The organism is Amphritea opalescens (genome assembly GCF_003957515.1).
Classification (GTDB): Bacteria; Pseudomonadota; Gammaproteobacteria; order Pseudomonadales; family Balneatricaceae; genus Amphritea; species Amphritea opalescens.
In genome coordinates this window covers 153,748-178,591 of sequence record NZ_RQXW01000001.1, presented here as the reverse complement: position 1 = coordinate 178,591, position 24,844 = coordinate 153,748, and the positions used below count along the sequence as shown (strand labels likewise).

Sequence of the window (24,844 nt, the reverse complement as noted above, 5' to 3'; positions counted from 1 at the left end):
CGACAAGTTATTATAAGGGAAGCTACCGCATCCCCGCCTGATCCATCAGCTCGGTAATTTCCGTCAAAATGCTCTCATCATCGATCGTAGAGGGCATCTTATAATCATCTTTAGCGACGATTTTGCGCAAAATGGCTCGCAGAATTTTACCCGAACGAGTCTTAGGCAAACGCTGAACGATAATGGCTTGGCGGAAACAGGCCAACGCTCCAACTTGATCACGCACCATCTGCACCAACTCGGCTTCAAGCTGATTCTCTTCAACCTCTTCACCCGCTTTGAGCACGATCAAACCGACCGGCACCTGCCCCTTCATGGCATCATTAGCCCCGATGACCGCACATTCAGCTACGGCCGGATGGGAGGAAACCACCTCTTCCATCTCGCCGGTTGATAGGCGATGCCCCGAGACATTGATCACATCGTCGGTACGACCGGTAATGTAGACATAACCATCATCATCGATAAAACCACCGTCGCCGGTATGGTAATAACCCGGAAATGCCGTTAGATAGGAATCGGTAAATCGTTGTGGCTGCTTCCAGATATCCCAAGCAACACCGGGAGGCATCGGCAGCTTCACTACAATATTACCGGTCTCGTTCGCTTCAACCTCTTGGCCTTCCCCATCGACAACGCGAATATCATAACCAGGGATGGCTTTATTGGTGGAACCCAAACGTGCTTCTGAGGGATTATCCCAGCCCATCATCGGCGATGTCATCGGCCAGCCGGTTTCGGTTTGCCACCAATGATCGATCACCGGCACCTGCAGCAAGGTATCCAGCCATTGATAGGTCGATGAATCCAGTTTTTCACCGGCGACAAATACCCAGTTCAAACTAGACAGATCATATTTCTTCGCCAGTGCTCCTTCAGGATCTTCTTTACGGATAGCCCTAAACGCCGTGGGCGCACAGAACATGGAGTTGACCTTATATTCATCGATTACACGCCAGAAGGTACCCGCATCCGGTGTTCTAATCGGCTTGCCTTCAAAGAAGATGGCGCTACAGCCACCCATCAAAGGTCCATAAACAATAAACGAGTGACCAACGACCCAACCAATATCGGACGCGCCCCACCACACATCACCGGGGTTCATCCCATAGACGTTATGCAGCGCGTAGTTCAGCGCAACGGCATGGCCGCCGTTATCTCGCACAATCCCTTTAGGCGCGCCGGTGGTGCCCGAGGTATAAAGAATATACAGAGGATCACTGCCTTTTACCGGTACGCAATCAGCAGGCTCTGCACCATGCTGACAGTCATACCAATCCAGATCCCGCTCGGCATTCATCTCAGCCATCATCATCGGGCGCTGACAAACAATGGTATGTGCCGGCTTATGGGCAGCCAGATCAATCGCTTTATCGACCAGTGGCTTATAGGCAATTTTCTTTTCGAATTCGATACCGCAGGAAGCGGTCAGAATCACTTTAGGTTTGGCATCATCGATCCGAATTGCCATCTCATTAGGTGCAAAACCACCAAAGACCACCGAATGGATCGCGCCTAAGCGGGCACAGGCCAGCATCGCCACGGCAGCTTCAGGGATCATCGGCATATAGATAACGACAGTATCGCCTTTGCCAACGCCTAAACGCTTAAGGCCACCGGCAAAGCGAGCCACTTTGGTATGCAGTTGTTTGTAGGTGATCTGTTGTTTCGTGTCCGTCGCCGGTGAATCATAGTAGAGAGCTACCTGATCGCCACGGGTTTCTAGATGTTGATCCAGCGCGAGATAGCAGCTATTCATCTCGCCATCGGCATACCAGCTATAGGTGCCATTTGCGGTTTTACTCAGAATGGTTTCCGGTGCTTTAAACCATTTAATACGTTTGGACTGCTCAGCCCAATAAGCTTCTGGATTCTGCTGCGCAGCCAGATATTCTTCGTTATATCCCATTACCGACCCCGGTTTTGTTTTTATGGTGGGAGTCTGCCGGCCATATTAACCGGCAGTGGTTATAGTTTGTCAGTGGTCGATCAACTGTCCTGATACAGCTTGATCACACTGGAGAAATCGAGGCCGCCATTACCTTTCGATTTATGCAGGCTAAAGAGAGAACGGGCCGCTGATCCCATCGGCACCGGTGAATTACTCTGCTGACTCAGCTCCATGGCTAAACCGAGATCCTTAAACATCAGGTCGACTTGGAAACCACCTTGATATCCATTCGATGAAGGCACCCCAGCCATCACATCCGGCACAGGGTTGTACACCTGTAGCGCCCAGTTATTACCGGAGCTCTGCTTCATGATTTCGGATAAAACCGCAGGATCGAGGCCGTTTTTCATACCCATGTTCAGCGCTTCACTGGTACCCGCCATCAAAATCGATAACAACATGTTGTTGCAGGCTTTAGCAATCTGCCCTGCGCCACTTTGACCGGCATGGAAAATGTTTTTACCCATGCAGTCTAAAATAGGCTTTGCCTTAGCAAATTGAGCCTCTGTCGCCCCCACCATGAAGGCCAGTGTGCCTGCCACTGCACCACCGACACCACCGGAGACCGGTGCATCGATAAAGCTCAAACCACGCTCATTCGCTGCGGCTGAAACACGTTGAGCCGTGGCCGCATCGATAGTTGAAGAATCGATAATCAAGGCGTCTTTTGAGATCACATCAAACAGCGGCGCAGCGCCGGTTTGATACAACCCTTCAACATGCACACCGGCCGGTAGCATAGAAACAATAAAATCAGCACCGGTTGCTGCTTCAACGGCGGATGCCGCCGCATGTCCACCCTCAGCCGCCACGGTATCAAGCGCTGCCTGAGACAGATCAAACGCATTCACTTCATGCCCTGCTTTCAGCAGGTTAATTGCCATTGGGCCACCCATGTTGCCCAGACCAATAAATCCTATCGTAGCCATATCACTTTGCCTCTTATATTTATTTTGGACACCCCAACCCTTTGTTTGAAATAGCGTTCGGCAAATCGTCTAATGGCGGCTGCCGCCTCGCTTAACTTTCTTAACTGGGTTTAACCGATGTCCTTGGATTGCAATAAATCATGATCACTCGCGATGACTTCACCACCGCGACAGTCAAACTCGTTATAGATCCGCGAGGGGGTTAACCGCCCAAGGCGACACAAAGAACTGATCGACAAATGCCGGATCAACCTCATCTACGGTGTTGTAGCTCCACTGAGGTGCGCCATCTTTATCAACCAGCAACGCCCGCACACCTTCCGGAAATTCACGGTGTTTACAACACTGCACTGACAGCACCAGTTCGCTCTCAAACACCTCTTTAAGGGACATATGCTGCGTCACCTCGAGCTGTTTTTTAATCAGATGAACCGCCAAGGGACTGCCATGACTGATCGCTTTTTTCGCCCGAGAGAGCCATTTATCATCACTCTCAATCGCCGTTAAGCCTGCCACCAGATCCGTCAGTGAATCGGTATCGGTGATCTGCTGAATAAAGCGGTAATGATTCTGCACCGGTGACTCAGCATTAAAGGCCTCTTGAGAGGCTCCTTCTAAGTCACGCATCACACGGTTGGTCGCCGCGTATGCACAGCTATCCCAGCGTTCAGCTTGTAGTTTTTCCACCAGCTCAGCACGTTTATCCGAGGTAATAAAGCGATCAGCCAACCCTAAAAATAGTGCATCGGCGGCATTCATCGGATTACCGGTGAGCCCTAAAAACAATCCGGTACGGCCCGGCATATGATTTAAAAACCAACTACCGCCCACATCGGGGTAGAGCCCAATCGTTACCTCAGGCATCGCCATATGGGTACGCTCAGTCACAACACGGTGACTACAGCCGTTCATTAGCCCCATACCGCCGCCCATGACGATGCCATGGCCCCAGCAAATAATCGGTTTAGGGTAAGTGTGAATACTGTAATCGAGAATATATTCACGGGTGAAGAAATCCGTGGGGAAATCAGGATCGCCATCGCCCGTCATCGACTTATATAGACTGACGACATCGCCACCGGCACAAAAAGCCTTCTCGCCGGCACTATCAAACAGCACAGCAACAACAGTGTCATCCTCTTTCCAACTATCGAGTTTCGGTTGGATAAGATCGATCATCTCCAGCGTCAGCGCATTGAGGGAGCGCTCGGCATTCAGTTGAATCTCAACGATTCTTTTACCATCTTGGGTAGGATACTCATTAAACAGCACACAGCTCATTTTTATTCTCCTGTATACCGCTTAGCGGTTTTTCCATTCGGGTGCACGCTTGCCAAGAAAGGCGTTTACACCCTCTTTTTGATCTTCGGTAAAGAACAGATCAACAAACAGTTCGCGTTCCAGTATATAACCCGCATCCCAATGATGAGTGCGGTTGTTCTGTATCAGTTGTTTACATGCCGTTACAGAGGTGGGGCTTTGCTGCGCCACATTCGCGGCGAGTTCTAACGCTTTTTCCAACGCCTGCCCCTGAGGAACAACCTCTTCCACGAGACCGATCTCTTGCGCTTTAGCCGCTTTAATCCGCTCACCGCAAAGGATCATCCGTTTGGTCCAACCTTCACCGACCAGCATAGTCAGATTCTGAGTACCGCCAGCACAGGGTAACAAGCCGACTTTCGCTTCGGGCAAGGCCATCTGCGACTGCTCTTCAGCAATACGAATATCACAGGCCAACGCAACTTCCAGACCACCGCCCATAGCAAAACCATTAATAGCGGCAATCGATACGCCGCGAAAATGACTCAATGTCTCAAAGGCTTCACCAAAATAGCGCGCCATATCGCGGGCTACACTACGATCACCATCAGCAAACAGATTAAGATCGGCCCCAGCAGAGAAAAACTTTTCACCCTGACCGGTAATGACCAAACTATAGATACTACGATCAGCGTTCAGTTCTTCTACCAACGCCTTAAGCCCTTTTAGGCTCTCTTCAGTCCAGGTGTTGGCTGGCGGGTTGTTCATGGTGAGCAGCGCAATATTGCCGCGTCTTTCAACGATCAGCTTTTCGGTCATATTGATCTTCCTTTGCAGTCTCGGTGCTTTACACACCTTTTATCGTTTTTATATTGGTATTGAAACGTTTTACCTTGCCCGGTGTACTCGCCGTTACAGTAGCTCGGCGGCATCTTCCAGTAGCAGTCGACGGGCAATGATCACGTTCATAATTTCGTTGGTGCCTTCCAGAATCCGGTGTACCCGGTTATCTCTCAGGAAGCGCTCCATGGGATACTCCTTGATATAGCCATTGCCACCAAAAATCTGCAAGGCTTCATCCGCAACACTAAAGCCAACATCGGTCGCAAAGCGTTTGGCCATGGCACAGTAGGTGGATTTATCGGGATGATTATTATCCAAACGCGAGGCAGCCATGCGCACCATTTGACGGGCGGCAACCAACTCGGTGGCGGCGGTGGCTAATTTAAACTGTAGCGCCTGAAAGCTAGCCAGTGTTTGGCCAAACTGTTTACGTTCGTGCATATATTCGGTGGCGTTATTCAACGCTTGCTGAGCGGTACCCACGGAACAGGTGGCAATATTAATACGTCCACCATCGAGGCCACGCATCGCAATTTTAAAGCCATCCCCTTCTTGACCTAGGATAGCCGAGGCGGGAATACGCACATCTTCAAAGGTAATCATGCGGGTGGGCTGGCTATTCCAACCCATTTTTTCTTCTTTACGGCCATAGGTAATGCCGGGCAGTTTAGCGTCGACTGCGAAAGCAGAGATACCTTTAGGACCGTCTTGACCCGTACGCGCCATCACGACTAAACAGTCGGTTGCGCCCGCACCGGAAATAAAAATCTTGCTGCCGTTAAGCAGGTAATCATCACCGTCTCGACGGGCGGTGGTCTTCAGTGCCGCCGCATCGGAACCGGCATTCGGTTCGGTCAAACAGTAAGAGGCCAGCTTCTCACCAGCGGTCAACTCAGGACACCACTGTTGACGTACTGACTCTGCACCAAATTCAGAGATCATCCAAGTCGCCATATTATGGATGGTGATAAAGGCGGTAGTTGAGGTGCAGCCCATCGCTAACTGTTCAAAGATGATGCTGGCATCAAGCCGACTCAACCCTAAACCACCCACGTCTTCATGGGAGTACAGACCACAAAAGCCTAATTCACCGGCGGCCTTCAGCACATCGACAGGAAACGTTTGATGTAGATCCCACTCACCAGCATTCGGTGCCAGTTCATTCTGAGCGAACGCGCGGGCCATATCGGCAAACGCTATCTGTTCTTCGTTGAGTTCAAAATCCATAGATACTCCGTACTTAGCAAACTGGTAGATTCTTATTGTTATAACAGGTTTGTACACATTCGTTAGTGCGCTTACCTACTAAACCCGCCAAGCAGACTCGCGTCAAGCTTGGCAGGCTAAAATCAACCATGAGCGCCCGATAATCAGGCGCAACGGGTTAATGTTATTTAAGGGTGATCGTGGTGTTAACACCGTTATCGATATCATCCTCAAACCAACGGGCAGTGACCGTCTTAGTCTCGGTGTAGAACTTAACCGCCTGCTTACCGTATGCATGCTGATCACCGTAGAACGATTTTCTCCAACCGGTGAACGAGAACATTGGCAGAGGCACAGGTACTGGTACATTAATACCGACCTGACCGACTTTAATCTCATGCTGATACTTACGCGCCGCGGCACCAGAAGAGGTGAAGATCGATGTACCGTTACCGTATGGGTTTTCATTGATCAGCTGAATCGCTTCTTCAATGGTATCCACTTCAAGGGTAATCAGCACAGGACCGAAGATCTCTTCTTGATAGATCGACATATCACGGGTGACATCCGTAAACATGGTTGGTCCAATCCAGTTACCATCAGGATAACCTTCAACCACACATTCAGAGCCGTCAAGAATACAGTTGGCACCGGCATCTTTACCTTCTTGAATAAAGTTCAGCACCTTAGCTTTTGCATGTGGGTTGATCTGTGGGCCGTAACCCGCTTCAGGATCATTCCACGCACCGGGACGTACTTTAGCCAGCGCATCACGGACTTCAGGAATCCACTCACGGGATTTACCGACAAACACAGCAACCGAGATCGCCATACAGCGTTGGCCCGCTGCACCCACAGAGGCACCGGCAATACTGTTAACAACCTGATTTTTAGCCGCATCCGGCATAATCACCATATGGTTTTTAGCACCGGCAAACGCCTGTACCCGTTTCATATGGTCGGTACCGGTACGATAGATATGCTCACCTACCGCTACTGAACCAACAAAGGAGATCGCTGGGGTATCTTTGTGAGTCAACAGCTGATCAACCACGTCTTTAGCACCGTGTACCACCTGCAGCAGACCTGCGGGCGCACCGGCTTCTTGGAACAGAGCCGCCAAACGCATCGGCGTCAGTGGATCTTGCTCAGAAGGTTTCAAGACAAAGGTGTTACCGCAAGCGATAGCCATTGGGAACATCCACAATGGGATCATCGCGGGGAAGTTAAATGGGGTAATACCGACACAGACACCCAATGGCTGGGTGATGCTGTAGCAGTCAATCTTACGGGCAACGTTTTCAACCGTTTCGCCCATGCTTAGCGAAGCAATATTGGCCGCGTGTTCAACCACTTCGATACCACGCCACAGATCACCTTTAGCATCGTCAAAGGTTTTACCGGTTTCTTGAGATAGCAGTTCGGCAATCTCATCATGGTGTTCTTTCAGCAATGCCTGATAGCGCAGCATCAAACGAGCACGTTCACCAACGGGCATCTCTTTCCAGGTCTCAAACGCCGTCTTAGCGCTTTCAACCGCCAGCTCAACTTCCTCAGCAGTGGCGCAGGGAACCTGTGCAATGACTTCCTGAGTGGCTGGGTTAGTGACGGGGATCCAGTTTTCGCTACGACTTTGAACCAGTTCACCATTGATCAGTAGAGGGACTTTTTGCGTCATTTTTTGCACCTTTGTATTTATTTTTGACCATCTGATTATTGTTATTGGCAGAGCCCGTCTAAAACCGGATCAAGCTGCTCATATGGGTTCACATTAAAACATAGCTTCCCGCTGCGCATGATTGATAATGTTGCTATATTAATGGACTATATTGCTATTTAATACATGAATACCCTAATAAACCCTTTATACCTTAGTCGAGTAGCCTCTGTGAGCACACCTTCAAACTGGCCTCTTCCGCCGCAAAGCATCCGCTTCGTTATCCCCCATAAAATCATTAGAAAACTCACTGATAACAGCCTTTCAAGGGATTTATACCCTCTCGGCGCAGGCTATTATAAGCACGCAGTTGGGCACCGTATGGAACGTCTTCAACACGATGATCACTTACTGATATATTGTCTCGAAGGAAAAGGAAAAATCCGCGTTAACCAGAAGAATATTGCGGTAAATAGCGGCGATCTAGTTGCGCTACCCAGAGGCGCCGCACATCAATATGCCTCCAGCCAAAACTTTCCCTGGACCATCTACTGGTGCCACTTTGACGGTGAACTCGCCGACGATTTCGTCAATCATCTGCAAATCCCTCTCCATAAACCGGTGATTCATCTGGGGCTGCACAGCAACCTAGTGGGTGAATTCGAGGCGCTACTTGAAGCCCGTCATAGCAGCTATCACCTCAACGCTTTTATCAATGCAGCCAACCAGTTACGCCAAATTCTGACCCATGTCGCCCTACTACAACCCTTGGTGCGCAGCCAAGATGCGGACAGCTTCGATCTGGAAAAGGTTCACAGCCTGATGCAGGCGCATATTCATGAACAACTTAATATTGATACCCTGGCCAGTAGCGTAAACCTATCCAAATTTCACTTTATCAAACGCTATAAAGACGCCACCGGTACCACCCCTATCAACCACTTTATCCAACTAAAAATAGAACGGGCTTGCCATTTACTGGATATCAGTACCCGCACGATCGCCGAAGTCGCATTTATGGTGGGTTATGACGACGCCTATTATTTTTCCAGAATTTTCAAGAAAGTGATGGGTATCTCGCCAACCCAATACCGAAAACTCCAAGTCGGCGCTTGGTCTTATAAAAGCTTTAAACAGGACTCCTCTACCCGTTAGCCAGGGTTTTCGTTATACCGATTAACGTCAATGATAAAAAAACCTCCCCTCTGTCACTAAACTGCAACTGATTCAGCCTAGTTTATTGAGTTCTTTGATAAGCACTTAAATAAGCGTTTGGATAAGTTCTTAGATAAGCACTTGGATAAGCCCTTTGGGAATAAGCCTTACATCCTAAAGGTCTTTCATTCATCCGCGAAAATCCGCTCATCACCTTGAATGGTTTTTTAAGACACCTTAGGAGGACTCAAATGGCAACATCCACGACCTTAACGCCAGCCCCATCATCGCTATCCGGCGATACCAAGCTGAGTATCTTTTTCGCCATCGGCTTTATCGCCATGATTGGTTACTTTATGGCTTGGGGGCTAGATTACACGCAGCACAACCATGTGATGATCTTCATTCTGGCCACCGCCTTTGGGGTCTTCATGGCCTTTAATATCGGGGGGAATGATGTTGCCAACTCGTTTGGTACCAGTGTCGGTGCGGGCACCCTCACCATTAAACAGGCACTGATCGTAGCAGCAATTTTCGAGGTAAGCGGCGCCGTCATTGCCGGTGGCGAAGTAACGAAAACGATACGCAAAGGGATCGTCGATCTATCGGTGATCAACGTCGACCCGATGCAGTTTGTCTATATTATGATGGCCGCCCTGTTAGCCGCCGCCTTGTGGTTATTAATCGCCACCAAACGGGGCTGGCCGGTATCCACCACCCATTCGATTATCGGCGGTATTGTCGGTAGTTCAATCGCACTCGGATTCTTTGTTGATGGGCCTGATAGCGCGTTCGCACTGGTCAAGTGGGATCAGATCGGCACGATTGCTATCTCTTGGATACTCTCACCACTACTCGGTGGTCTCGTCTCCTACGCACTGTTCTTTCAAATCAAAAAGTATGTCCTGCGCTACAACGAAGCGACCGCCGAAGAATTAGTGACCATTAAACAAGAAAAGAAACAGCATAAAATACAGCATAAGAAAGCCTTTGAGCATCTGGCTGAACTGCAAAAAATAGCCTATACCTCAGCGATGGCCCGCGACGCCCATGCGGTGCGTGATGGTGATTTCGACCCAGAAGAACTGGAATCGGATTACTATCGCGAACGCTATAAGATCGAACAAAAGAAAAGTGAGCTTAACGCTACCCATGCACTAGAGACCTATGTGCCGATCTTTGCAGCGCTCGGCAGCATGTTAATCGCCGGCATGTTGCTCTTCAAAGGTTTAAAGCATATGCATCTGGGCCTGAGCAGCCTAGATAACTATCTGATTATCGGGATGATTGGCGCGGCCGTATGGTTGGTGATGGCGATATTTGCCAAAACCTTGAAAGGTAAAGATCTCGATAAATCCACCTTCCTCATGTTCAGTTGGATGCAGGTGTTCACCGCCTCGGGATTTGCCTTCAGTCACGGCGCCAACGATATCGCCAATGCGATTGGCCCTTTCGCGGCTATTTTGGATGTACTGCGTACCGGTGAGATGGGCTCTCAAGCGGCCGTCCCCACCGTGGCAATGCTAACCTTCGGTATCGCCCTGATTGTAGGGCTCTGGTTTATCGGCAAAGAGGTTATCCAAACCGTCGGCCATAACCTCACTAAGATGCATCCCGCTTCTGGCTTTGCCGCAGAACTGTCAGCCGCCGGTGTGGTAATGCTTGCCTCGGTCATGGGCTTGCCGGTGTCGAGCACCCATATCCTGATCGGTGCGGTACTCGGGGTAGGTATGGTTAACAGTAACGCTAACTGGGCACTGATGAAGCCGATTGGTTTGGCATGGGTGATCACTCTGCCAGCGGCCGGTGTTATGTCGGCGATCACCTTCTATATTTTGGCGATCAGCTTTTAAGCAGTACGCCCTCGATAAACAGCCCATAACAAGCCGCTACCGGTTTGTTATGGGCTATCACAATGGATTAGCCCCATTCCTGCATCACCACATGGGTCACAACCTTCACACCGCTCGGTAACGCCTCATCGACCTCTTCGAGAATATCATGCAACCGCTGCATCGATGCAAACTCTAAGTAAACCAATAGATCCACCTCGCCACTGATCCCGTGACAATATTTCACCTCGGGGTACTGAAGCAGTAAATGGACCAACGGGCGGCATTTAAAACCACCATGTTTAATCTCAAAATGTGCTTTCAGCGGGCCCTGTTGATCCACCTGAGTAGAGGTTAAGACTTTATAACCGAGAATATCGCCCTGCTCCTCCATCCGTTTGATCCGCTCAGACACCGCGGGACGTGACAGATTGACCTGCCCAGCAATGGCCGAAACACTTTGCCGAGCATTCTCTCGAAGGGCGGTGATTATTTTCTGATCAAAACTGTCCATGCGTTAACCTAAGTATTCAAAACGTCGGTAGAGCGTTGAAAAAGCTGCAGATCGACGGTAAACCACGACGTCATTATGCCCGTCCTCAGCGTACACTCTACCGACAAGATATATCGATCTGGAAAAAAGATGCCTAGGCTAAATCAAACAATCACTCGCTGGCAAGGGGTCGGCCTCATTGCGACCACTCTTTTAGGTACGGGAGTCTTCATTCTGCCGCAACTCACCATCCTGGCCGCGGGCGATAAAGCCATCTGGGCCTGGGTTATTTTACTATTGGGTATTTTGCCACTGGCCTATATTTTTGCCGAATTAGGCCGTCGTTTCACCCACTCGGCGGGGCCTGCTTATTTCGTTGAACGCGCCTTCGGCCAATTTTCCGGCCGCGTCATCGGTCTACTCTTTCTCTTTACCGTGCCCCCTGGGGTGGCGGCTGCGCTGATGATGACCTTCAAGTTTTTACAACCGATCGTCATCCTCAGCGATGCCCAAACCCTAGGGGCTGAGCTACTGGTTTTCCTACTGTTATTCTTTATCAACCGTCGCGGGCTGCAACTATCCGGTCGTATTCAGATGGGCCTTACCCTGCTGATTCTATGTGTCGTGGTGGCGATGATGGCCATGGCCTTTTTCCACCCTGAACTACATTCAACCACAACACCTTCCCAGCCTGCCGATTACAGCGGCCTGATGCCGGCGATTAGCCTCGCTATCTGGAGCTTTTTGGGGATTGAGGCGATCACTCATCTGGCCGGTGAATTCAAAGATGTGCAGCGGGACTTTATACCAGCAACCTTGTTTGGTATTACCTTAGTAGGGCTTATCTTTATCGGTTGTACCTGGCTATCACTGCTTGCACCGGATCATCCTTTAGCGATGGTAGGTGTATTTGAAATGCTCTTCGGCAACAGTGGCCGTTGGGTGATCGGTACGCTTGGGTTTATCAGTGGTATTGCCACCATCAACGTTTATTTCGCCAGTCTCTCGCGACTGGCTTGGAGTTATAGTCAGGAAGGTATTCTGCCAAAGCCGCTGCGAGCCCTCAATCGACATCAGATCCCCGCCACCTCGCTGATAACCTTTCTGGTCATCTCTGCGGCCATCTTACTGATCAGCTACCTAGAGGCGTTGGATTTCGCAATGATCGCCCATTGGGTCAATGGCTCGTTCATACTGATCTATAGTGCCGCTATGCTAGCCGCATGGAAGTTACTACCCAATGGTCACAAGCCCGCCATTATTGCGGGGCTGATCGCCTGTGGCCTGTTTATCTACTGCCTCGGCGCAGCCATGCTCTATGCGCTACTCTTAGGACTCATTATCAGCATTGCGCTAATGGCACAGCAACTCTGGAAACGGCGCCAGCGCTTTGCTAAGCGGGTCGACCTATAAAACTTACAGCTAGATCGACTATTAAAATCTGCAACTAGAGGTCAACCAGACCTACAACAAAGACTCAACACAGTGGCGGGCATAAAAGCGTTTTAGCTCACGGGGCTTAGGTGCCTGCCCAGTAAAGATCTCAACATACCCCGAAATACGCTGCAAACGGGTAGGTAGATCCTCCTCTGACTTCATGGAGATATAGCCGATCTGTGTCAGATAGATAGTCCGCGCCCGCACATCCGCTTTATCCTCAGCATAGCCAAAGCGGACAAACATCTGTCGTAGCGCAACCAGTCGCGCCTCATCTGCCTCGGCAACCTGAACGGTCACATCGGCGGACTGCAACGCCCAACTCCGCACCGCAAATTCAAACTGTGAATCAAACAACTGCGGGTCTAACCAGCAATCAAACACATTCAGTATCGCCTCGGCGATGCTCTCGGAATATGCCTCGGTCTGCGCCACTAAATTGCCACTATTTTTATTACGCCATTCAGTCAACAACGCATCGAGCAACTGTTTGCGATCTTTAAAAAACCAGTAGAAGCTGGTACGAGAGAGCTTCAAGGTTTTCGCCAGCGTCTGAATCCGAACCGCCTCGACACCGGATTCAATCAGTGTTTCGTAAGCCGCTTGCAGCCAAACATCCGCCGATCCACGCCATCCGCTATCGGCTAAAGGTTCTGTGCTATCAGTGCGGTGATCACTCTTCATATAGTCTCGTTTGCTCCCCTATTCGCTTAGGCCTGTGCTGTCGCCGACCGTTTAATCCACGGATTATCGGCCAACCATCAGGCAAGACCGTCAATATACCCTATTCAACCATGAGAACGTAGCGAACAAACTCATCCGAATGATCCGCACTTAGGTAACTTAGAACCGCTTAAAACATTTATGAACATTAAATTGACGTTAGTGTACATTTTATTTAAATTGAAACCTATTCCATTACCTTGATAACAGAAACGGAGGACTCAAGATGTCCAATGATCCATTGCTGCAACCCTATCAACTGAAGCATCTGCGTCTGCGCAACCGCATTATGATCACCTCCCATGAGCCTGCGTATTCTGAAAATGGCATGCCGACCGAACGCTATCGGACCTATCATGTCGAACGGGCTAAAGCGGGCGTCGCCTTAACCATGACGGCCGGTTCCGCCGCCGTTTCGTTAGACAGCCCGCCGGTATTCGATAACCTCTTGGTCTACAAAGACGAAATTGTGCCTTGGATGAAACAGCTTACCGACGAGTGCCACGAGCATGGCGCGGCGGTGATGATCCAACTGACACACCTCGGTCGACGCACCCGTTGGGATAAAGGCGAATGGCTACCCGCCGTGTCCCCCTCCCATAAACGGGAAGCCTCCCACCGCTCCTTTCCAAAGAAAATGGAAGACTGGGATATCCAGCGGATTATCAAAGACTATACCGATGCGGCTGAACGCATGGTCGCGGCAGGCCTTGATGGTATCGAACTACAGGCTTACGGCCACCTGATGGATCAGTTCTGGTCTCCACTGACCAACACCCTTGATGGCCCCTACGGTGGTAACCTCGATAACCGCCTGCGTTTCACCTTTGATCTACTCAAATCGATCCGCCAACGGGTGGGCAATGAGTTTATCGTTGGCTTACGTTACACCGGCGATGAGATGCTCTCGGGCGGCTTGACGCAAGAAGATGGTTTATCCATCTCGCAACGGCTTAAAGATAGCGGCATGGTCGACTTTCTCAATATCGTCCGTGGCCATATCGATACCGATGCAGGCCTGACCGACCTTATTCCGATTCAGGGGATGCGTAACTCACCCCACCTCGATTTCGCCGGTGAGATCCGCGCAGCCACCGAGTTCCCCACTTTCCATGCGGCGAAGATTCCCGATGTGGCCACCGCCCGTTACGCCATCGCCAGCGGTAAGGTTGATATGGTCGGCATGACCCGTGCGCATATGACCGACCCCCATATTATCCGCAAGATTATTGCCGGTGATGAAGACAATATCCGCCCCTGTGTCGGTGCCAATTACTGTCTCGATCGGATCTACCAAGGCGGTGCCGCTTTCTGTATTCACAATCCCGCCACCGGGCGTGAACAGACTATGCCCCATGACATCACTAAAGCTGAGGTGCGCAAAAAGATCGTCATTGTCGGTGCGGGTCCAGGCGGACTCGAAGCCGCCCGAGTAGCCGCCGAGCGGGGCCATGAAGTCACAGTATTTGAGGCGTTAAACGATGCTGGCGGGCAGATTAGACTGACCGCTCAGAGCCCTCGGCGTCATGAGATGATGGGTATTATCGACTGGCGTATGTCCCAGTGTGAACGTTTAGGTGTCTCTTTTCACTTTAACACCTACGCTGAAGCGGAGCAGATTCAGGCGGAAAATCCCGATGTAGTGATCATCGCCACCGGCGGTTTACCCGACACCGACGTACTCGGCAGTGGCAATGAGTTAGTCGTCTCTAGCTGGGATATTCTCTCCCGCAGCATAAAGCCCGGCAGCAATGTTTTACTGTTTGACGATGCCGGTGATCATGCCGCCTTACAAGCCGCGGAAGTCATTGCTAACAGTGGCGCTAAGCTCGAGATCATTACGCCGGATAGAAGCTTCGCACCTGAAGTGATGGCGATGAATCTGGTGCCCTATATGCGCACGTTGCAAAAACAGGATGTGACCTTTACCGTCACCTACCGCCTACAGGATGTGCGCCGTGATGGCGATCAGTTACTCGCCACGATCGGCAGTGACTATGATGATGGTAGCCGTGACTTTAGCCAAACCCGTCGGGTTGATCAGGTGGTTATCAATCACGGTACACTGCCATTTGATGATCTCTATTTTGAGCTCCGCGCACTCTCATCGAATGAAGGCGAAGTTAACTATAACGAACTGATCAATGGCAAACCGCAGACACTGACCAACAACAGTGAAGGCCAGTTCCAGCTGTTCCGTATCGGCGATGCCATTTCCGCTCGTAATACTCACGCCGCCATCTATGATGCGCTGCGACTCGTAAAGGATCTCTAAGATAGGCCGGGCGGTTAGGTTTTTCCCATCGGATTAACCTAGCCGCTTACCTGAGTCTGAGTCTGAGTTAATTGAGCTGATATAGGAAAGATGGCTAAAGATACTGACGATTAGGCGGTTATAGCAGGCTATTTTATCAGCCCGCCAAGCTGCCTTAATTCACTATCTCAACTGGCTATCTCAACTGACTATCTTTACTGCCACGACGGTTAATACCTCCAGCCTTAACCTCTTGCTGCTCCAGTTTCGTCTGACACTGAATACATAAACGGATACCCGGAATCGCTTGGCGGCGTTTCTCAGGAATCACCGCATCGCACTCCTCACACTCAGCGAGACTCTCACCTTCGTTTAAACGACTTCGCGCCAGTTGCACAGCGTCATCAACGCTTGCATCAATCTGATCCTGTACCGCCCCATCACGTGCCCAGCCACCCGCCATGATCTTCCTTCCTTATTTTGTCTCTGTTGCTCAACCGTTAGACATCACGGCCAACTCTAGCTTTCGGTCTTAACCTATAAGCCTCAGCCAATTTCCAACGATTTATCAAACGCCGCTTGCAGACCTTCGTCGATTGATGCCGACAGTGGTGACGCCTGCATGCTTCTCAACCCCGCAGCCGTCGTGCCATCATAGTTGATCATCTCCTCCACATGCGCCTTAGGGGATGCCTCAGAATCGGCCAACAGCACACCACTGGCATGAAACAGTTGACGTATGGCACGCTCGGCGATCGGTGGCTCAATACCGTTATTCACCGCATACTGCACCATACAATCCGCATAGTAAGCGACGAACCCCGGCACCGGCCCGATCAGCCCCGTAAATTGGTCGATCTGCTGCTCATCAAACACCTCATCGGTCTGACCAATCGCCTCAAAAACCCGACGAGCTAACGCCCGGTCGTCTACAGTGACTTCAGGACTTGCAAACCAAGGCGTGTACGCCAACCCTTTTTCTGCGGCGGGATTAGACATCGCACGGATAACCCGACGGCTGCCACTCAATGATAATAGCTGCGCCACGGTGACACCGGCCATTACCGAGACAACCAAACAATCGGTGTCTTGCGTGTTAATTGCTAACGCCGCCGACAGATGTGGTGGCACCGCAATAATCACCATATCACAGTGTTCAATCAGGTCTTGGTTACGAATCGTGCGATGTACTTTCTGGCTGTCACCCACGGATAGTGCATTATCCGGGCGCAGTGAACGGCTCGAAATCCAGAGATTCTCCGGCGCAATTAACTGACTACTCAGCAAACCATGTGCGATCGAACGGCCCAATTGACCCGCCCCGATAATACCCAAGCAGAACTCGCTACTCATGCTTAATTCCCTCATAAGAACACAGTGATACAGTCGTAAAACACGACAATCAACCATCATTCTAGCCTAATGGGAGGAGTATATGGCGCTTAAATACGACCAACAGTTTTCACTTGCCGACGAGCCTCAGGAATGTTCTTTAACCGTAAAAGATAGAAACGAAGGGATCAAACCCGCATAGGCTGATAACGAAAGGATAAACAGAAAAGTTAATAACGCTTAAGGAGGGAGAGAGAAAAGAGATGAAGGGGCAGTTGAGAAAACTCGCTACCCCGTCCAACAATAGAGATTAATGCTCAGATGAGAAAAAACCGCCGTCATTGGTGTTCAAATCACCCAACAGGTGGGATTCAATAGGCAGGGCTTGGTGATTAAGATAATCTCTAACCGCCTGCGCTGGATCGGATTCATCCGTCATCACCGCTTCAATACCTAACAGAGCCGTCTTACTGACAAAACCCTCACCAGCACTGGCACCAATCAATGCCACGCAGCTGGCTAATGGATGAGGCGCATCATTTTTATAGTGATGAAATACCAACGCTTTTGGCAACGTGATCAGTTCAAGCATCTTCAAGTGCGGCTCTGCCAATGGCGAGGCCCCCGTCGTGTCGACCTGAAACACGATCCAGTTCTTACATTTACCGACATGTTCGGCGACTGTAACACCATCTCTACTGGCCACTGCTATCTTCATCTGAATACCTCAATCCACTTACTGAATTTTTCTGAAAAATGGCGACGATCACTCATTAATAAACTGCATCAGTTTACCTAACTAATGACTGAATACCCTGACCTCAAACAGATTTTTATCGATTGAGGCAGAAATCACCGTTATAGCTGAATTATTATTAGAAGATTTTGAATCAGGCAGTGCGACTACCTGATTCGATTAAACATTAAGTTAATGATAAAAACGGCATCGCATCGACCGCCTTTTCCATCGCCATATTCCACTCTTTACGCAGCTCACGCATATAGTCATCATCTTCGCCAAACGAACGATAGCGACCCAGGGTCAAGCTGCCATGCTGAAGAATATAAAGCTCAATCGGCGGCCCAACGGTTAGGTTACTCTTCAATGTCGCATCCATCGAGATGAGACCGCACACGACCGCTCTATCGGTAGAGGTACTTTCCTGAATCACCCGATCTAGCATAGGCTTGCCGTATTTGGTTTCGCCGATCTGTAAAAACGGTACCTGGGATGAACTAACAATAAAATTACCCTGGGCATAGATCATATACAGGGCGCTTTGAGAACCTAAGATCTCCCCCGCTAACAGGAAAGTGGATTCAAACACCGCGCCACCGCCGGCTTTTTCCTGAACCTCAACACTCACGCGACCAATATACTCCGCCGCCTGATGCATATCGACCACGGTCAATAAGCTAGACTCGGCCCTATTACTAATATCCCGTTCGATGCCGGCAATGACCGCTTGAGTCGTCGCCAAGTTACCCGCACTACACAGTACAAATTGCCGCTTACCAGGCACGCCATACCGCCACATTTTACTATAGCTGCTAATATTATCGACGCCCGCACTCGTGCGAGAGTCCGATATCATGATGGTTGCTTGATTGGTTCTTATACCCACACAGTAGGTCACTATACTCTCCTAAATACCGAAGAAAGGCCTCAACAGGCGGATATTTACAGCCTAAAACAGCACCTATATCCCGCCCCAAATCGATCAGGCTTTCTGATTTCGGCACATTATAAGAGTTTTATAAAACAGAAGTGTCATTTATTTACCCTATGCTGCAAATTCATGCCCTCTGAACCCATGATCCATCGACTAAGAAACAGGTTAACCTATTGGTTTTTCTAGTTCATCCAACAGATAAGCCGCCTCAATATTTTTCTCAGTATAAATTTTCTGCGCATCCACTAAACCCCGGTTATAAAAATAGGGCCCAACCTCTTTAGCTAAGAAATCGAGAAGAAACTCGGCCTCGAAACCACCAATTTCCTGATCCAATTCATCATTGAAGTAGCTTTTTATCTTGCTAACGATACGATCGGTCTCATCTTTAGTGAATTTAATCTCATTCATAGTGTGCTCTGTCTCAGGCATAAAATGGGCTATTTTAGGCGGAAAAACCATGATGGACTAGCCACTCTCCCCTTCCCATGCATACCTGGGTACCCATAAAAACATCGGCACAGCCAACCAACAGCCATAACGATTCACCCATCAATTAAAACATCGCAAACGAGCGTGAATAATTTTAAACCTCAAAAAAACAGGCTAAATCCTTATATAAAACAAGGACTTTATACACCAACGATAGCTCCTCGCCATCGAGATGGGTAGCGGATCATGCTTAAGATCAACCTTTCGTTGTTTTCGACCCAGCTCATCGAAACACCGCTAGTTATCTAAGGATAAATTATGAGTTAATAACCACTTAGTATGTCCAATCATTGTTTTGCTCAATCTTAAGGACGCTTTCATGAAAGGCACGGATATTCGAGTTGTTCCAGGCTTAATCTCTATAGCGATAATCTTCTTTCTTTGGTTTGCAGTGGCGCCACCAGAAGGAGTAACCGCGAATGCATGGCATTTGTTAGCCTTATTTGTCGGTACGGTGGTCGCCATTATCGGCAAGGCCATGCCCATTGGCGCCATCGCTATCTTAGCGATCACCTCTGTGGCACTGACAGGTGTGACTAATGACTCCCCTTCTGGGGCGATCAAGGATGCTTTAAGTGGTTTTTCTAACTCATTAATCTGGTTAATCGGTATTGCCATCATCATCTCCCGAGGGCTGGCTAAAACCGGCTTGGGAAATCGAATCGGCTATTACTTTATCTCGTTATTCGGTCGTAAAACGATTGGTATCGGTTATGCGTTAGCACTCTCTGAACTCGTCATTGCACCGGTAACCCCCAGCAATACCGCGCGCGGCGGCGGTATTATTCACCCGATAATGAAATCGATCGCCACCAGCTTTGGCTCCTCCCCTGATGACGGTACATCCCGCAAGATCGGCCATTATCTCGCCTTAGTTAGCTACCATATCAACCCCATCACCTCGGCGATGTTTATCACTGCGACAGCACCCAACCCTTTAATTGTTAAATTAATTGCGGATGCTACAGGGGCGAATATTAGTATTACTTGGAGCACCTGGGCGCTGGCTGCTTTATTACCCGGCCTAGTCTGTATCGCCCTCGTGCCACTCATTGTCTATGCGGTGTTTCCGCCTGAGATCAAAAGTACCCCTGACGCTAAAACCTATGCAAAATCAAGATTAGCAGAGATGGGCCCTATGTCTTACGGCGAAAAAATCATGGTTAGCGTGTTTCTGCTGCTGTTGACCTTATGGGCGGGCATACCAGCCATGATCTTCGGGGCTGACTATGCGGTTAATACTACGGCCGTGGCATTTTTAGGCTTGTCCGTGCTATTGGTTAGCGGCGTACTCAACTGGCAAGATGTACTACAAGAGAAGTCGGCTTGGGATACCGTGGTCTGGTTTTCCGCCCTCGTGATGATGGCAACCTTCCTCAATAAACTAGGCTTGGTGGCATGGTTTTCCACCGTGGTCGAAGGCAATATCCATCAACTCGGTTTTGATTGGATTACCTCGGCCATTATCTTAGTGGCGGTTTACTTTTATGCTCATTACTTTTTTGCCAGCACCACGGCGCATATCACCGCGATGTTTGCCGCCTTTTATACCGCAGGTTTAGCTTTGGGTGCACCACCGTTGTATCTCGGTTTATTGCTGGCGGGCGCTTCTTCCTTGATGATGTCATTAACCCATTATGCCACCGGCACCTCACCGATCGTGTTCGGTTCGGGTTATGTCTCCATGGAAAACTGGTGGGTCATGGGCTTTATTATGAGTATTGTGAACTTAACCATCTGGGGTGTGGTTGGTGGACTCTGGTGGAAGGTGCTGGGGTACTGGTAACCTTTTCGCTTGAGCCTATCGGCTTAATGCAACGACATTCAAACCTAGGGCAATCATCAGATTGCCCTTTTTATGCGGCTGACTCAGTATCCGCGCAGCAAATCTCACACCGTTTCCGCCTCTTCGACCTCATATTCCTTGGCTTTATGACCATTAAGCTGCCAGTAGCCGCCTTTTTGCGCCATCAATTGAGCATGGGTGCCCACCTCACGCACACTGCCCGCTTCCATGTAGATGATCAGGTCGGCATCGTGGATCGTCGATAGCCGGTGGGCAATCACAAAACTGGTACGACCTACCCGTAATTCATTCAGCGCTTTCTGGATTAACACTTCGGTGCGGGTATCGACCGAACTAGTGGCCTCATCCAGAATTAACACCGGTGCATCGAGCATAAAGGCCCGGGCGATGGTCAGTAGTTGTCGCTGACCCTGTGAAAGAGACTCCCCGGCATTATCCAACACGGTGTCATAACCCTTCGGTAACGTACGTACAAAATCATCAAACTGACAGCGCTTCGCCGCCATAACGACTTCATCGCGACGGGCATGCGCGCAGCCATAAGCGATATTGTCGTGCACCGTCCCCGTGAACAACCAGGTATCTTGCAATACCATACCCATCGCGTTGCGTAATTCAGTACGGGATAAATCTTGCACATCAACCCCGTCTAGACGAATAACGCCCTTGTCGATCTCGTAAAAGCGCATCAACAGATTAACCAACGTTGTCTTACCCGCTCCCGTTGGGCCGACAATCGCCAGTGTTTGACCGGGCTTAGCCTCAAGGCTAACATCCTCAAACAGTGGTTGATCAGGTTGGTAACGAAACGACACATGATCAAATACCACATGCCCCTGCAGCGGCGTCGGTAACTGCCCGCTAACATCGCTATCTAACGACATCTCCGGCGCATCCAGCAGCTCAAACACCCGTTCCGCCGAGGCTAGCGCGGATTGCACTTGCGCCGCCATATTGCCCAACTGAGAAACCGGCTGTCCTACTTGACGAATATACTGCATAAAGGCTTGTAACTCGCCCAACGACAATGGCCCCGACAGCACGCGAAAGGCCCCAAAACTGACTACCGATATATAGGCCAAATTGCTGACAAACATCGTTACGGGTTGGATCATTGCGCTAAAGATCTGCGCCGTCAGGCTGGCTTTCACTAGTGCCCTGTTTTGGGTATCAAAGCGCGCTTCAACCCGCTCCCGTGCACCAAACACACGAATCAGGGTCTGACCGGAAAAACTCTCTTCAACGGTGGCGTTTAGGTGACCGGTTTCACGCCATTGATTGGCAAAGTGGGGGCGTGCTTTACCGGCAATCAGCTTCGCCAGCCCCGCCGAGATCAAAATAGCTAGGACCGACACCGCCGCCAAGAGTGGCGACAAGATCAACATCATGGTCAGTACTCCGACGATCGTCAGCAACGATAACATCGCTTGGCTAGCGACCTGTTGCAGACTTTGCACCATATTATCGATATCGTTGGTAAAGCGTGACAGAACCTCGCCCCGCGGCTGAGTGTCATACCAACTGAGCAGCACCCGCGATAGCTTATGCTGCGCCGCTTCGCGTAACTGGCGGCCAACCCCCTGCACCAAATCAGTGATCAACCAAGCCTGTGCCAAATTAAGCCCTGAGGCGATAAGATAGATACAGGCCACCCACGCAAGCTGCCCTAGAAATAGAGATGGATCAAACTGACCCGACGCGACCGCCTGCACCAACAGATCTGTCGCTTTGCCCAGTTGCCATGGCCCTATCGTACTGGCAAACACACTGCCTAAAGCGAAACTACTCGCCGCCAATAGTGCCCAGCGTTTACCTTGAAATACTTGCCATATACGACGTACAGCATAACGACTGTTACGGGGTTTTGCGGCTGCAGTTCCTCGAATAATCGGTCTCATGCGACGGCTCCCGACAGACTCTCTTGGGATGCCACTATATCGGCATAAACAGCACAACGGCGAATCAGTTCATCATGCGATCCAAACCCCACAATACGACCACAAGCCAACACAAGGATACGGTCCGCATCACGAATGGAAGCCACCCGCTGACTCACAATCACCCTTGTGGTATTTTCGGTATTCGTACGCAATGCCCGTCGTAACCGTGCATCCGTCGTCTGATCCAATGCAGAAAAGCTATCATCAAACAGAAAGATGCTCGGCTGACAAACCAAGGCGCGGGCAATCGCCAAACGCTGGCGCTGACCGCCTGAGAAATTCAAACCACCCTGCGCCACGGGTGCTTGCAACCCATCCGGTAACGCCCGAATAAAATCAGCCGCCTGAGCCGTTTCTAGCGCCTGCCACAGCGCCTCGTCACTAGCATCAGGAGCTCCGAGGCGCAGCGTCTGAGCCACGCTACCGGAGAAAAGATAAGCCTTTTGCGGCACATAGCCAATCTGCTGTGCTAACGCTTGCGAACTAAGATCACGCAGATCGACACCACCCAGTGTAATCCGTCCCGTACTGGGATCATCAAGCCGTGCCATTAAATTAACGATGGTAGTTTTACCCGAACCCGTGGCGCCTATAATCCCTAATGCCTCCCCCTGGGCCACTTCAAAGCTAATATTTTCAAGCACCATCGATTCGGCACCGGGATAGCCAAAACCCACGTTGTCAAAACACAGTGTTAACCCTTGCGAAGCGGCTGGCAGTGCAATCGGTTCTACAGGAGGAGCCACCGTCACCGGCGTGCGCAACAATGTATCGATTCGACGCCAGCTGACCAAAGCTCGCGGCAACATCACCATCAGCATCCCCATCATCATGACCGAGATTAAAATCAACGCCATATAAGACATAAAAGCGATCAGCCCGCCCACCAACAGATCACTCGACAACACCCGATCTGCGCCAAACCAGATTAACGCAACCGAGCCTAACTGCATCATGGCGGTGAGAGATGGCATCGTCATAGCCCCTAGCCGTCCAGCACGGGTCGCGGTATCGGTCAGATCCCTATTCGCCACCCCAAACCGCTTAACCTCCCGCCGTTCTTGCAGAAAGGCACGAATGACTCGAATACCGGTAATCTGCTCACGTAAGATCCCATTCACCCCATCTAATTGACGCTGCATCTGTTGAAACAGTGGGGTTACCAAGTACGTCAGCACACCGAGGATCAATGCCAGCAGCGGCACGATAACCAGTAAAATGAGCGATAACTGTAGATCTTGACGCACCGCCATTACCGCTCCACCCACCGCCATAATGGGGGCAATAATAATCATCGTTAGCGTCATGGTTAACATCGTCTGTACTTGCAGTACATCATTGGTACAGCGGGTAATCAGTGAACCCACGCTAAAGTTTTGCACCTGCGCCAGGGATAAATTGTGCACCTTGGCGAACACATTGGCACGTAGATCTCGGGCGATACGAAAGGCGACACTCGCCCCTAAAAAAACCGCCACCGCGCTAAGCATAAGCTGCACGACAGCGGCGGCACCCATTGCCGAGCCGTAATAGACAATACTGCCCGTTTGCTGCGCAAGGATACCTTCGTCGATAAGATCAGCACTGAACCGCGGTAGTAAGAGGGATGCCGTCACTTGCCCCAGCTGACATAGCAGTAACGCGGCGAGAGCCCAGCGGTAGTGCCAAAGCCGATGCCCCCAGCTTTTAGTGACGGTCTCCGCGGTTGCGGACATTGAAGAGATATCATCCATAGTTTGCGCACTCTCTTACCCAGTGACAGCCAGCTTCAATCATGGCCTTGAGATAATCTGATGTGATATCAGAGGCAGCCCGTTCATCCCACAGCCATCAAAACACAACAGAACAGATCGAAAAAGA

The 24,844-nt window shown here is 50.2% G+C and carries 20 protein-coding genes; 5 read left to right on the top strand and 15 right to left on the bottom strand.

The annotated features are described in order from the left end of the window. Nucleotides 1-22: 22 nt before the first annotated feature. The 6 genes from EH243_RS00740 to EH243_RS00715 all read right to left on the bottom strand — a co-directional run bounded on the left by EH243_RS00740 (nt 23) and on the right by EH243_RS00715 (nt 7,867). A complete protein-coding gene (locus EH243_RS00740) occupies nt 23-1,909 on the bottom strand; it encodes an AMP-binding protein (protein ID WP_126156717.1) in 1,887 nt (628 codons plus the stop codon). An 80-nt stretch (nt 1,910-1,989) separates the two neighbouring features. Then, nucleotides 1,990-2,880, bottom strand: coding sequence for a 3-hydroxyisobutyrate dehydrogenase (mmsB, locus tag EH243_RS00735; RefSeq protein WP_126156716.1), 891 nt, complete (start codon nt 2,878-2,880; stop codon nt 1,990-1,992). Nucleotides 2,881-3,063: 183 nt separating this feature from the next. Beyond that, on the bottom strand, nt 3,064-4,161 hold the full coding sequence (locus tag EH243_RS00730) for an enoyl-CoA hydratase/isomerase family protein (RefSeq protein WP_126156715.1): 1,098 nt from the start codon (nt 4,159-4,161) through the stop codon (nt 3,064-3,066). A gap of 21 nt (nt 4,162-4,182) precedes the next feature. Beyond that, on the bottom strand, nt 4,183-4,959 hold the full coding sequence (locus EH243_RS00725; RefSeq protein WP_126156714.1) for an enoyl-CoA hydratase: 777 nt from the start codon (nt 4,957-4,959) through the stop codon (nt 4,183-4,185). 93 nt (nt 4,960-5,052) lie between these two features. Continuing rightward, nucleotides 5,053-6,210: an acyl-CoA dehydrogenase family protein gene (locus tag EH243_RS00720; RefSeq protein ID WP_126156713.1), complete on the bottom strand. Its 1,158-nt coding sequence runs from the start codon at nt 6,208-6,210 to the stop codon at nt 5,053-5,055. A 163-nt stretch (nt 6,211-6,373) separates the two neighbouring features. Continuing rightward, entirely contained in the window at nt 6,374-7,867 is a 1,494-nt protein-coding gene (locus tag EH243_RS00715; RefSeq protein WP_126156712.1) for a CoA-acylating methylmalonate-semialdehyde dehydrogenase, read from the bottom strand. 165 nt (nt 7,868-8,032) lie between these two features. Between EH243_RS00715 and EH243_RS00710 the strand changes: the two genes are divergently transcribed. Further along, a complete protein-coding gene (locus EH243_RS00710) occupies nt 8,033-9,001 on the top strand; it encodes an AraC family transcriptional regulator (RefSeq protein ID WP_164549012.1) in 969 nt (322 codons plus the stop codon). A gap of 251 nt (nt 9,002-9,252) precedes the next feature. Beyond that, on the top strand, nt 9,253-10,854 hold the full coding sequence (locus EH243_RS00705) for an inorganic phosphate transporter (RefSeq protein ID WP_126156711.1): 1,602 nt from the start codon (nt 9,253-9,255) through the stop codon (nt 10,852-10,854). 67 nt (nt 10,855-10,921) lie between these two features. Here EH243_RS00705 and EH243_RS00700 read toward each other — a convergent pair whose 3' ends face one another. Further along, nucleotides 10,922-11,347, bottom strand: a complete 426-nt coding sequence (locus tag EH243_RS00700; protein WP_126156710.1) for an Lrp/AsnC family transcriptional regulator — start codon at nt 11,345-11,347, stop codon at nt 10,922-10,924. 129 nt (nt 11,348-11,476) lie between these two features. Here EH243_RS00700 and yjeH point away from each other — a divergent pair, with 129 nt between their 5' ends. Then, nucleotides 11,477-12,739: an L-methionine/branched-chain amino acid transporter gene (yjeH, locus tag EH243_RS00695; RefSeq protein WP_126156709.1), complete on the top strand. Its 1,263-nt coding sequence runs from the start codon at nt 11,477-11,479 to the stop codon at nt 12,737-12,739. A gap of 51 nt (nt 12,740-12,790) precedes the next feature. Here the strand turns inward: yjeH and EH243_RS00690 are convergent, their stop codons facing one another. Next, on the bottom strand, nt 12,791-13,447 hold the full coding sequence (locus EH243_RS00690; RefSeq protein WP_126156708.1) for a TetR/AcrR family transcriptional regulator: 657 nt from the start codon (nt 13,445-13,447) through the stop codon (nt 12,791-12,793). Between the two features lie 265 nt (nt 13,448-13,712). On the opposite strand from EH243_RS00690, the gene EH243_RS00685 reads away from it, so the two are divergent. Next, complete coding sequence (locus EH243_RS00685) at nt 13,713-15,761, top strand: NADH:flavin oxidoreductase (protein ID WP_126156707.1); 2,049 nt, start codon at nt 13,713-13,715, stop codon at nt 15,759-15,761. Between the two features lie 175 nt (nt 15,762-15,936). Here the strand turns inward: EH243_RS00685 and EH243_RS00680 are convergent, their stop codons facing one another. The 5 genes from EH243_RS00680 to EH243_RS00660 all read right to left on the bottom strand — a co-directional run bounded on the left by EH243_RS00680 (nt 15,937) and on the right by EH243_RS00660 (nt 19,156). Further along, a complete protein-coding gene (locus tag EH243_RS00680) occupies nt 15,937-16,203 on the bottom strand; it encodes a DksA/TraR family C4-type zinc finger protein (protein ID WP_126156706.1) in 267 nt (88 codons plus the stop codon). A gap of 83 nt (nt 16,204-16,286) precedes the next feature. Next, nucleotides 16,287-17,093 carry a pyrroline-5-carboxylate reductase family protein gene (locus EH243_RS00675; RefSeq protein WP_126156705.1) on the bottom strand — a complete coding sequence of 269 codons (807 nt, stop codon included), beginning with the start codon at nt 17,091-17,093 and terminating at the stop codon, nt 16,287-16,289. A gap of 289 nt (nt 17,094-17,382) precedes the next feature. Beyond that, nucleotides 17,383-17,790 carry a NifB/NifX family molybdenum-iron cluster-binding protein gene (locus EH243_RS00670; protein WP_126156704.1) on the bottom strand — a complete coding sequence of 136 codons (408 nt, stop codon included), beginning with the start codon at nt 17,788-17,790 and terminating at the stop codon, nt 17,383-17,385. Nucleotides 17,791-17,995: 205 nt separating this feature from the next. Next, nucleotides 17,996-18,709, bottom strand: a complete 714-nt coding sequence (locus tag EH243_RS00665) for an Ntn hydrolase family protein (protein WP_126156703.1) — start codon at nt 18,707-18,709, stop codon at nt 17,996-17,998. Nucleotides 18,710-18,910: 201 nt separating this feature from the next. Next, nucleotides 18,911-19,156 (bottom strand): DUF2164 domain-containing protein, encoded by a 246-nt coding sequence (locus EH243_RS00660; RefSeq protein ID WP_126156702.1) that lies wholly within the window; start codon nt 19,154-19,156, stop codon nt 18,911-18,913. Nucleotides 19,157-19,556: 400 nt separating this feature from the next. On the opposite strand from EH243_RS00660, the gene EH243_RS00655 reads away from it, so the two are divergent. Next, nucleotides 19,557-21,023 (top strand): DASS family sodium-coupled anion symporter, encoded by a 1,467-nt coding sequence (locus EH243_RS00655; protein WP_126156701.1) that lies wholly within the window; start codon nt 19,557-19,559, stop codon nt 21,021-21,023. Between the two features lie 104 nt (nt 21,024-21,127). Here EH243_RS00655 and EH243_RS00650 read toward each other — a convergent pair whose 3' ends face one another. Together EH243_RS00650 and EH243_RS00645 are read right to left on the bottom strand one after the other, a co-directional pair. After that, entirely contained in the window at nt 21,128-22,942 is a 1,815-nt protein-coding gene (locus EH243_RS00650) for an ABC transporter ATP-binding protein (RefSeq protein ID WP_126156700.1), read from the bottom strand. Continuing rightward, the gene (locus EH243_RS00645) at nt 22,939-24,699 is read right to left on the bottom strand and encodes an ABC transporter ATP-binding protein (RefSeq protein WP_126156699.1); all 1,761 of its coding nucleotides are present in this window, start codon (nt 24,697-24,699) and stop codon (nt 22,939-22,941) included. The genes EH243_RS00650 and EH243_RS00645 overlap by 4 nt, the downstream gene beginning before the upstream one ends. Nucleotides 24,700-24,844: the final 145 nt, after the last annotated feature.

What these genes read in the sequence shown, in the direction of transcription:
- EH243_RS00740 (WP_126156717.1), bottom strand. Translation starts at nt 1,909, where the DNA reads ATGGGATATAACGAAGAATATCTGGCTGCGCAGCAGAATCCAGAAGCT.
- mmsB (WP_126156716.1), bottom strand. Translation starts at nt 2,880, where the DNA reads ATGGCTACGATAGGATTTATTGGTCTGGGCAACATGGGTGGCCCAATG.
- EH243_RS00730 (WP_126156715.1), bottom strand. Translation starts at nt 4,161, where the DNA reads ATGAGCTGTGTGCTGTTTAATGAGTATCCTACCCAAGATGGTAAAAGA.
- EH243_RS00725 (WP_126156714.1), bottom strand. Translation starts at nt 4,959, where the DNA reads ATGACCGAAAAGCTGATCGTTGAAAGACGCGGCAATATTGCGCTGCTC.
- EH243_RS00720 (WP_126156713.1), bottom strand. Translation starts at nt 6,210, where the DNA reads ATGGATTTTGAACTCAACGAAGAACAGATAGCGTTTGCCGATATGGCC.
- EH243_RS00715 (WP_126156712.1), bottom strand. Translation starts at nt 7,867, where the DNA reads ATGACGCAAAAAGTCCCTCTACTGATCAATGGTGAACTGGTTCAAAGT.
- EH243_RS00710 (WP_164549012.1), top strand. Translation starts at nt 8,033, where the DNA reads ATGAATACCCTAATAAACCCTTTATACCTTAGTCGAGTAGCCTCTGTG.
- EH243_RS00705 (WP_126156711.1), top strand. Translation starts at nt 9,253, where the DNA reads ATGGCAACATCCACGACCTTAACGCCAGCCCCATCATCGCTATCCGGC.
- EH243_RS00700 (WP_126156710.1), bottom strand. Translation starts at nt 11,347, where the DNA reads ATGGACAGTTTTGATCAGAAAATAATCACCGCCCTTCGAGAGAATGCT.
- yjeH (WP_126156709.1), top strand. Translation starts at nt 11,477, where the DNA reads ATGCCTAGGCTAAATCAAACAATCACTCGCTGGCAAGGGGTCGGCCTC.
- EH243_RS00690 (WP_126156708.1), bottom strand. Translation starts at nt 13,447, where the DNA reads ATGAAGAGTGATCACCGCACTGATAGCACAGAACCTTTAGCCGATAGC.
- EH243_RS00685 (WP_126156707.1), top strand. Translation starts at nt 13,713, where the DNA reads ATGTCCAATGATCCATTGCTGCAACCCTATCAACTGAAGCATCTGCGT.
- EH243_RS00680 (WP_126156706.1), bottom strand. Translation starts at nt 16,203, where the DNA reads ATGGCGGGTGGCTGGGCACGTGATGGGGCGGTACAGGATCAGATTGAT.
- EH243_RS00675 (WP_126156705.1), bottom strand. Translation starts at nt 17,093, where the DNA reads ATGAGTAGCGAGTTCTGCTTGGGTATTATCGGGGCGGGTCAATTGGGC.
- EH243_RS00670 (WP_126156704.1), bottom strand. Translation starts at nt 17,790, where the DNA reads ATGAAGATAGCAGTGGCCAGTAGAGATGGTGTTACAGTCGCCGAACAT.
- EH243_RS00660 (WP_126156702.1), bottom strand. Translation starts at nt 19,156, where the DNA reads ATGAATGAGATTAAATTCACTAAAGATGAGACCGATCGTATCGTTAGC.
- EH243_RS00655 (WP_126156701.1), top strand. Translation starts at nt 19,557, where the DNA reads ATGAAAGGCACGGATATTCGAGTTGTTCCAGGCTTAATCTCTATAGCG.
- EH243_RS00650 (WP_126156700.1), bottom strand. Translation starts at nt 22,942, where the DNA reads ATGAGACCGATTATTCGAGGAACTGCAGCCGCAAAACCCCGTAACAGT.
- EH243_RS00645 (WP_126156699.1), bottom strand. Translation starts at nt 24,699, where the DNA reads ATGTCCGCAACCGCGGAGACCGTCACTAAAAGCTGGGGGCATCGGCTT.